This is a genomic window from Stenotrophomonas sp. 1278 (assembly GCF_029892765.1).
Classification (GTDB): Bacteria; Pseudomonadota; Gammaproteobacteria; order Xanthomonadales; family Xanthomonadaceae; genus Stenotrophomonas; species Stenotrophomonas indicatrix.
Window position 1 is genome coordinate 1 of record NZ_JARXWD010000047.1, and the last position, 8,690, is coordinate 8,690.

Genomic DNA, 8,690 nt, shown 5'->3' on the forward strand with positions numbered 1-8,690 from the left:
CTGTCGAAGGCGGGGTGGGTCCGGTTGCGGGGGTGTCCGCGGCATGGATGCCGCGGCCAAGCCCCCAGGGATGGGTTTACGGCGTCCCCCGCAACCGGACCCGCCCCGCCATCCCACGGAACCCCGCTGTTGCCGTTGCTGTTGCTGCTGGGGTTGCCGGCCAGCGGCCGGCACTACCGCGGGTGCAGGGCGCAGCCCTGCCGAACACCCTACCCTTCTAGAACGGAGTCGCAGACTCGAACGCGAGCGCCTCGCCCGTCACCGGATGAGTGAACTGCAGCTTCCGCGCATGCAGGCACACGCGCTGCGCGGCCTCTGCGCCATACAGCACGTCGCCGACGATCGGATGACCCAGGCTGGCCATGTGCAGGCGCAGCTGATGGCTGCGGCCGGTGACCGGTTCCAGTTCAACGCGCGTGCGTTGCGCCTCGGTGTCACGCGACAGTACCCGCCATCGGGTCAGTGCCGGCTTGCCGCGTTCGTGGTCGACCATCTGCTTGGGCCGGTTCGGCCAGTCGACGATCAGCGGCAGGTCCACTTCACCGGCATCATCTTCCAGCAGCCCCTGCACGATGGATTCATAACGCTTGCCCACCTGGCGCTTCTCGAACTGCATCGACAGCGCTACCTGCATGTCCTTGCCGCGCGCGTGCAGCAGCAGGCCAGAGGTGACCTGGTCCAGGCGATGCACGGTCAGCGCATCGGCATACACCACCTGCAGCCGTGCGACCACGCAGTCCTGGTTCTCCGCCGAGCGGCCGGGCACGGACAGCAGGCCGGCCGGCTTCTCGGCCACCAGCAGCGCGTCGTCGATGTAATGCAGAAGGATCATGTCGTTGCCAGGTACTCCATACGAAAACGGGGAAGCCGAAGCCTCCCCGTTTCCTGCGTACCGGCCGACGGCCGGAACCTACCCTGATGGAAAAGGTGCCGGCAGGGTGCCGGCACCGACCGCATCAACCCAGCAGGTGGGCGACGCCGGCGCGCTCTTCTTCCAGCTCGGCCAGGGTCTTGTCGATGTACTTCTGGCTGAAGTCGTCGACCGGCAGATCCTTGACCAGGGTGTACTCGCCGTTCTCGGTGGTGACCGCGAAGCCGAAGATCACGCCTTCCGGAATGCCGTAGGAACCGTCGGACGGCACGCCCATGGTGACCCACTTGCCGTTGCTGCCCAGCACCCAGTCACGCACGTGGTCGATCGCTGCGTTGGCCGCCGAAGCTGCCGAGGACGAGCCGCGGGCTTCGATGATCGCCGCGCCGCGCTTGCCGACGGTCGGGATGAAGGTGTTCGCATTCCACTCCTGGTCGTTGATCGCATCGGCGATCGACGCACCATCGGCGGTGGCGAAACGGTAGTCCGGGTACATGGTCGGGCTGTGGTTGCCCCACACCACCAGCTTCTCCATGCCGGCGACCGGCTTGCCGAGCTTGGTCGACAGCTGGCTCAGCGCACGGTTGTGGTCCAGGCGCAGCATGGCGGTGAAGTTGCGCGGGTTCAGGTCCGGCGCCGACTTCATGGCGATGTAGGCGTTGGTGTTGGCCGGGTTGCCGACCACCAGCACCTTCACGTCACGCTTGGCAACCTTGTTCAGTGCGGCGCCCTGGGCGGTGAAGATCTTCGCGTTTTCCAGCAGCAGATCCTTGCGCTCCATGCCCGGGCCGCGCGGACGTGCGCCGACCAGCAGGGCGATGTCGGCGTCCTTGAAGGCGACTTCGGCGTCGTCGGTACCGACCATGCCGGCCAGCAGCGGGAACGCGCAGTCTTCCAGTTCCATCATCACGCCCTTCAGGGCGGCCTGGGCCTTGTCGACCGGCAGCTCCAGCAGCTGCAGGATGACCGGCTGGTCCTTGCCCAGCATTTCACCGGAGGCGATACGGAACAGCAGGGCGTAGCCGATCTGGCCGGCGGCGCCGGTCACGGCAACACGAACAGGTGCTTTCATGGGGATTTCCTCTGCTAAGAAGCTAAGTAGCGTTGTGGGAGATGGCCGCGCGGGCGGGGACAGGCCTGGCGGGGCGGCCGCAACATGGAAACGGCCCCCTCTGCAGGGGGCCGTAGGAGGCGGATCAGGCGGCGAGGATCTTGTTCCACTCACCCACGCGCTCTGCCTGGGCGGCGAGCACGGCGTCGGTGTCGCCTTCCAGGGTGATCGAATGGATCACGTCGCCCTGCTTGACCGAATCAACGATCGCCTGGCCTTCCAGGACCTGGCCGAACACGGTGTGCTTGCCGTCCAGCCAATCGGTCTTGATGTGGGTGATGAAGAACTGGCTGCCATTGGTGTTCGGGCCGGCGTTGGCCATCGACAGCGAGCCGATCTGGTGCTTCACACCATTCTTCTCGTCTTCGAACTTGTAGCCCGGGCCGCCGGTGCCGCGACCCTGCGGGCAGCCGCCCTGGATCATGAAATCGGGGATCACGCGGTGGAAGATCAGGCCGTCATAGAAGCCGCGCTTGACCAGGTTCACGAAGTTGGCGACCGTCAGCGGCGCCTTGTCGGCGAACAGCTCGACCTTGATCGGGCCCTGGGTGGTGTCGAAAGTGGCGATGAGGGACATGCAGATCCTTGGGATGCGGGGTGTGTAATCAGCCCCATAAGGATACACCGCGCCCCCTGACCAACGGGCGCCTGTTGGACAAACGCGTCGCCACGCGCCCAGGCACCTCCGCGCTGGCAGGGAAACGCTTTGCTGAATGCCCAGGGACGGTGGTAGTGCCGGCCGTTGGCCGGCAGCCAGGCAAATCCTGCCGGAGATCGTGGGGCTGCCGGCCCGTGGGCCGGCCCTACCTGAATGCCCATGTGGCAAGGCCTGAGCAACAGTTTTCGCGAATGGTCATCTAGGCCGTATAATGTTGGACTTCTTTTTCCAAATCCGGCGCCGACTGGCCCCCTTTCGTATGTCCATCGAAAATCTTCGCAACATCGCCATCGTCGCTCACGTCGACCATGGCAAGACCACCCTGGTCGACCAGCTGCTGAAGCAGTCCGGCACCCTGTCCGAGCGTACCGTCCTCGCCGAGCGCGTGATGGACAGCAACGACCAGGAAAAGGAACGCGGCATCACCATCCTGGCCAAGAACACCGCCATCACCTGGGAAGACAAGAAGACCGGTATCAAGAACCGGATCAACATCGTCGACACCCCCGGGCACGCCGACTTCGGCGGCGAGGTCGAGCGCGTGCTGTCGATGGTCGACACCGTGCTGATCCTGGTCGACGCGATGGACGGCCCGATGCCGCAGACCCGCTTCGTCACCCAGAAGGCCTTCGCGATGGGCTTCAAGCCGATCGTCGTGGTCAACAAGGTCGACCGTCCGGGCTCGCGTCCGGAGTGGGTGATCGACCAGGTCTTCGACCTGTTCGACAAGCTCGGCGCCACCAATGAGCAGCTGGACTTCCCGATCGTCTACGCCTCGGCCCTGAACGGCTACGCCGGCCTGGAAGACACCGTGCGCGACGGCGACATGACCCCGCTGTACGAAGCGATCATGCAGCACGCGCCGAAGCCGGAAGTGGACCCGGAAGGTCCGTTCCAGATGCGCATCAGCCAGCTGGACTACAACAACTTCGTGGGCGTGATCGGCATCGGCCGCATCCAGCGCGGCACCCTGAAGAAGAACATGCAGGTCGCGGTGATCGACCGTGAAGGCAAGAAGCGCAACGGCAAGGTCGCCCAGGTGCTGGGCTTCCTGGGCCTGGAGCGCATCGAGCAGGACACCGCCGAAGCCGGTGACATCGTCGCCATCTCCGGTATTCCGGAGCTGACCATCTCCGACACCCTGTGCCACCCGGAAACCCCGGAAGCCCTGCCGGCACTGACCGTCGACGAGCCGACCATCTCGATGACCTTCCAGGTCAACAACTCGCCGTTCGCCGGCAACAAGGACCTGTCCGGTGGCAAGTTCCTGACCAGCCGCCAGATCAAGGACCGTCTGGACCGCGAGCAGGTCCACAACGTGGCCCTGAAGGTCGAACAGCTGGAAGACGCCGACAAGTTCCTGGTCTCCGGCCGTGGCGAACTGCACCTGTCGGTGCTGATCGAGAACATGCGTCGTGAAGGCTACGAGCTGGCCGTGTCGCGCCCGGAAGTGATCATCAAGCAGATCGACGGCCAGGCCATGGAGCCGATCGAGCAGCTGGTGGTGGACATCGAAGAAGTCCACCAGGGCGGCGTGATGGAAAAGCTGGGCACCCGCAAGGGCCAGCTGAAGAACATGGAATCGGACGGCAAGGGCCGTGTCCGCCTGGAATACCAGATCCCGGCCCGTGGCCTGATCGGCTTCCAGAACGAGTTCAAGACCCTCACCCAGGGCTCGGGCCTGCTGTTCCACGTGTTCGACCATTACGGTCCGAAGGAACAGGGCGCCATCGCCAAGCGCATCAACGGTGTGATGATCGCCAATGCGCCGGGCACCACCCCCGCGTACTCGCTGGGCCCGCTGCAGGAACGCGGCAAGCTGTTCGCTGCTGAAGGCGACAACGTGTATGAAGGTCAGCTGGTCGGCATCCACTCCAAGGACAACGACCTGACCGTCAACGCGATCAAGACCAAGCCGCTGACCAACATGCGCGCTTCGGGCAAGGACGATGCGATCCAGCTGACCCCGGCGATCAAGTACTCGCTGGAACAGGCCCTGGACTTCATCGAAGACGACGAGCTGGTCGAGATCACCCCGAAGGAGATCCGTCTGCGCAAGAAGTTCCTGACCGAAAGCGACCGCAAGAAGAACTCGCGCGGCGGCTGATCCAGCGAACCGTGAGCCAGAACGGCTACAACCCGGATCCACACCGGCATCCGGGCCTCCATGTCATCGCCTTGCTCGAAGCGAGCAAGGCGATGCTGGCGTTGTTGGCGGCCACCGGGCTGGAAATCCTCGGCCCGCAGCCGCTTCGCGACGGCGTCAATGCCCTGATCCGGCGTTTCAGCCTGGACCCCGATCACGGCACCCTGCCCTCGCTGTTGAATGCAATCAGTCCCGACGCGGTGCACCTGGCTGCGGCGGCGATGATCGGCTACGGCCTGCTGCACCTGGTCGAGGCCTGGGGCCTCTGGAAAGCCAAGGCATGGGCTTCCTGGCTGGGCTGCCTGACCGCCTCCATCTACTTGCCCTTCGATATCTACGCGATCGTCCGCCATCCCGGCTGGGCCTCGTGGATGGTGCTGGCGATCAACCTGATCGTCGTCTACGTGCTGGCGCGCGACCTGCGCAAGCGCCGCCGCTGAGCAGCCGCTACACTGGGGATCGGAGCCGTCGAAGCTGCCCCATGCGCCTGTCCTTGCCGCCCCTCCTGTCCTTCCTGATCGCCGCGTTGCCTGCGGGGCTCGCTGCTGGCTGCAGCCCGGCCGCGTCCACCGCGCATGCCGGTGAACCCGGCAACAGCTCTATGCCTTTCCCCTACGCCGAGACCGAAGTTTCCGACCTGCAGGCGCGGATGGTCGCCGGTGAGCTCGACAGCGTCACCCTGACCGGCGCCTACCTCAAGCGCATCGCTGCCCTGGACCGCACCGGGCCACGCCTGCGCGCGGTGATCGAACTCAACCCCGATGCCCTCAAGGAAGCCGCACAGCGCGACCAGGAGCGCCGTGCCGGCCGCCTGCGCGGACCACTGCATGGCATCCCGATCCTGCTGAAGGACAACATCAACGCCGCACCGATGGCCACCAGTGCCGGCTCGCTGGCCCTGCAGGGCTTCCGCCCCGGCGATGCCTACCTGGTCCGGCGCCTGCGCGAAGCGGGCGCAGTGGTGCTGGGCAAGACCAACCTCAGCGAGTGGGCCAACTTCCGCGGCAACGACTCCATCTCCGGCTGGAGCGCGCGCGGCGGACAGACCCGCAATCCCTACCGCCTCAGTCATTCCCCCTGCGGCTCCAGCAGCGGCAGCGCGGTGGCCGTGGCCGCCAACCTGGCCAGCGTGGCCATCGGCACTGAAACCGATGGCAGCATCGTCTGCCCCGCAGCGATCAACGGCGTGGTCGGCCTGAAACCGACCGTCGGCCTGGTCAGCCGCGAAGGCATCATCCCGATCTCCTTCAGCCAGGACACCGCAGGCCCGATGACCCGCAGCGTCGCCGACGCCGCCGCCGTGCTGACCGCGATCGCTGGCCGCGATGACGCCGATCCCGCCACTGCGACCATGCCCGGCCGCGCAGTCTACGACTACACCGCACGGCTGGATCCGCAGGGCCTGCGCGGCAAGCGCATCGGCCTGCTGCAGACACCATTGCTGAAGTATCGCGGGATGCCACCGCTGGTTGAACAGGCTGTCGCTGAACTACGCCGCGCCGGCGCCGTGGTGGTACCGGTGGAACTACCCAACCAGGGCGCCTGGGCCGATGCCGAGCGCATCGTGCTGTTGTACGAATTCAAGGCGGGTCTGGAGCGCTACCTCAACACCTACCAGGCGCCACTGCGCAGCCTGGCCGGGCTGATCGCCTTCAACGAGGCGCACAAGGGCCAGGAACTGGGGCTGTTCGGCCAGGAGCTGCTGCTGGAAGCCCAAGCGACTCCAGGCCTGGGCGATCCCGTCTACATCCGCGCGCGCAGCGATGCGCGGCGACTGGCGGGCCCGGAAGGCATCGACGCCGTGCTGGCATCGCAGAAGCTGGATGCGCTGGTCGCACCGACGACCGGTGTGGCCTGGCCCCTGCGCAGCACCGGCGATGACTTCCCCGGCGAGAGCTACAGCGTCGCCGCCGTCGCCGGCTACCCCAGCCTGAGCGTGCCGATGGGCCAGATCGATGGCCTGCCGGCGGGGCTGTTGTTCATGGGCACGGCCTGGAGCGAGCCGAAGCTGATCGAGATGGCCTACGCGTATGAGCAGCGCACGCGCGCCCGGCGCCCACCGCACTTCGATACCGATACCTTGATCGAATCCGGCGACCCCTGATCCAATGGATGGTAGCGCCGGGCCGTGCCCGGCGAGCGCAGCGGCACTCTGCAATCCGCCGGGCATGGCCCGGCGCTACCATTCCGGGCGCGGCTCCGCCGGCGCGATGGCCGCCTCACCATCCTCCGCACCGGGTGAACGCACATCGGCGCTGCCTGCACGCCGCATCCGCGGCATATCCAGCTCATCGTCCCGCTGCAGGCGCGCGCGCACCTGCGGCAACGATTGCGGATGCTCGCGTGCGAGGAAATCCAGCATGCGTTCGCGCACCAGGCAGCGCAGGTCGAATGCATCACCGGAACTACGCGCGCTGACCAGCAGCCGCACCTGGATCGCGCGCTCGCTGGTCTCGGTCACCTGCGTCACGCACACCCGTCCATCCCACAGCGGCTGGCCCTGGCAGATGCGTTCCAGCTCGGCACGTATCGCCGCGATCGGCGCACGGTAGTCCAGCCACAGGAAGGCCGTACCCAGCAGGTCGGCACTGCGTCGTGTCCAGTTCTGGAACGGGTGCTCGATGAACCACGTCAGCGGCACCACCATCCGCCGCTCATCCCAGATGCGCACTACCACGTAGCTGCTGCCGATCTCTTCGATGCGCCCCCATTCGCCCTCGACGATCACCACGTCATCGAGTCGGATCGGCTGGGTCACCGCGATCTGCAGGCCGGCGATCAGATTGCCGAACACCGGTTTGGCGGCGATACCCGCCACCAGGCCGATCAGGCCCGCCGACGCCAACAGTGCGGTGCCGATCTTCTGCACCATCGGGAAGGTCAGCAGTACCAGCGAAGCACCGAGCACGATGATGCCGCCCATCAGCACGCGGCTGAGCACTCGCGTCTGGGTCTGGATGCGGCGCGCTTCAAGGTTGTCCGACACATCGATCGGGTGGCTGCGCAGGATCGCCCGCTCACCCGCCGCAACGCCGCGCACCAGCAACCAGATGAAGCAGGCGGTCAGGGCGATGTGCAGCACGCGCAGCAGTTGATCGAGCGTGTGTTCCGGCAATGGCGTGGTCTGCAGCGCCGGCACCAGCAACAGCACGGGCAGTGCAAGGGCCAGCGGCGGTCCGATCACCCGGCCGATGCGCGCACGGCGCCGGTCGCGCCCGCGCAGGCGGCGGTACAGGGCCAGTACGGCCCAAGCCCCCAGGCCGCCAACCACCAGGGCGCTGCCGATAGGCCACAGGTACTGCTGCAGCTGTTGCCAGACCACCATGCATCCTCGCTGTAAACACCGAGCTACAGCGTGGCCCATGCACCATGAGCACAATGTCAGTCGTTCGTAAGCAGAATGTAGGCGGGGGTGTTCGGCAGGGCTGCGCTCTGCACCCGCGGTAGTGCCGGCCGCTGGCCGGCAACCTCAACAGCAACAGCAACAGCCTGCATTCCGTGGGATGGCGGGGAGGGGACAGATTGCGGGGGACGCTGCAAGTACGTCCATGTAAGCTCGGTCGCGCCATCCATGGCGCTCACGCCCCCGCCATCTGCCCCCTCCCCGCCTCCGACAATTTCCCGCGATCTGTCGGGATGTCATGGCCTGCTCTTGGTGGGTGTCGACCTTGGTCGACACGTAGATCCACGCCATGCGTGGATGCTCTTCGTTCAATTGTCGAAATATTCGATTTCGATTGGATTTGATCCAAGCGAAGCACAGATGGGCCAACCGCCACCGGAAATCTGTCAGAGGCGGGGGGGGGGGGGGGGGGGGGGGGGGGGGGGGGGGGGGGGGGGGGGGGGCGGGCGCGCCCCCCCCCGGGGGCCCCCCCCCCCCCCCCCCCCCCCCCCCCCCCCCCCC

General features: G+C 66.4%; 7 protein-coding genes. 3 read left to right on the plus strand and 4 right to left on the minus strand.

Annotated elements, in window-relative coordinates:
• Nucleotides 1-217 precede the first annotated feature (217 nt).
• From M2299_RS20505 to M2299_RS20515, 3 genes are all read right to left on the minus strand, one after another.
• Entirely contained in the window at nucleotides 218-832 is a 615-nt protein-coding gene (locus tag M2299_RS20505) for an RluA family pseudouridine synthase (RefSeq protein ID WP_280884911.1), read from the minus strand.
• A 124-nt stretch (nucleotides 833-956) separates the two neighbouring features.
• On the minus strand, nucleotides 957-1,943 hold the full coding sequence (locus M2299_RS20510) for a malate dehydrogenase (protein ID WP_025879435.1): 987 nt from the start codon (nucleotides 1,941-1,943) through the stop codon (nucleotides 957-959).
• Nucleotides 1,944-2,067: 124 nt separating this feature from the next.
• Complete coding sequence (locus M2299_RS20515; protein ID WP_025879436.1) at nucleotides 2,068-2,559, minus strand: peptidylprolyl isomerase; 492 nt, start codon at nucleotides 2,557-2,559, stop codon at nucleotides 2,068-2,070.
• 340 nt (nucleotides 2,560-2,899) lie between these two features.
• Between M2299_RS20515 and typA the strand changes: the two genes are divergently transcribed.
• From typA to M2299_RS20530, 3 genes are read left to right on the plus strand one after another with little or no spacing between them, the layout of a single operon-like run.
• Nucleotides 2,900-4,747 carry a translational GTPase TypA gene (gene typA / locus M2299_RS20520; protein ID WP_025879437.1) on the plus strand — a complete coding sequence of 616 codons (1,848 nt, stop codon included), beginning with the start codon at nucleotides 2,900-2,902 and terminating at the stop codon, nucleotides 4,745-4,747.
• Between the two features lie 11 nt (nucleotides 4,748-4,758).
• Complete coding sequence (locus tag M2299_RS20525) at nucleotides 4,759-5,226, plus strand: DUF2127 domain-containing protein (protein WP_099782957.1); 468 nt, start codon at nucleotides 4,759-4,761, stop codon at nucleotides 5,224-5,226.
• 41 nt (nucleotides 5,227-5,267) lie between these two features.
• Nucleotides 5,268-6,890, plus strand: a complete 1,623-nt coding sequence (locus M2299_RS20530) for an amidase (RefSeq protein ID WP_099841968.1) — start codon at nucleotides 5,268-5,270, stop codon at nucleotides 6,888-6,890.
• 75 nt (nucleotides 6,891-6,965) lie between these two features.
• Here the strand turns inward: M2299_RS20530 and M2299_RS20535 are convergent, their stop codons facing one another.
• Nucleotides 6,966-8,111 carry a mechanosensitive ion channel family protein gene (locus tag M2299_RS20535; RefSeq protein ID WP_170919619.1) on the minus strand — a complete coding sequence of 382 codons (1,146 nt, stop codon included), beginning with the start codon at nucleotides 8,109-8,111 and terminating at the stop codon, nucleotides 6,966-6,968.
• Nucleotides 8,112-8,690: the final 579 nt, after the last annotated feature.

What these genes read in the sequence shown, in the direction of transcription:
- M2299_RS20535 (WP_170919619.1), bottom strand. Translation starts at nt 8,111, where the DNA reads ATGGTGGTCTGGCAACAGCTGCAGCAGTACCTGTGGCCTATCGGCAGC.
- typA (WP_025879437.1), top strand. Translation starts at nt 2,900, where the DNA reads ATGTCCATCGAAAATCTTCGCAACATCGCCATCGTCGCTCACGTCGAC.
- M2299_RS20505 (WP_280884911.1), bottom strand. Translation starts at nt 832, where the DNA reads ATGATCCTTCTGCATTACATCGACGACGCGCTGCTGGTGGCCGAGAAG.
- M2299_RS20510 (WP_025879435.1), bottom strand. Translation starts at nt 1,943, where the DNA reads ATGAAAGCACCTGTTCGTGTTGCCGTGACCGGCGCCGCCGGCCAGATC.
- M2299_RS20515 (WP_025879436.1), bottom strand. Translation starts at nt 2,559, where the DNA reads ATGTCCCTCATCGCCACTTTCGACACCACCCAGGGCCCGATCAAGGTC.
- M2299_RS20530 (WP_099841968.1), top strand. Translation starts at nt 5,268, where the DNA reads ATGCGCCTGTCCTTGCCGCCCCTCCTGTCCTTCCTGATCGCCGCGTTG.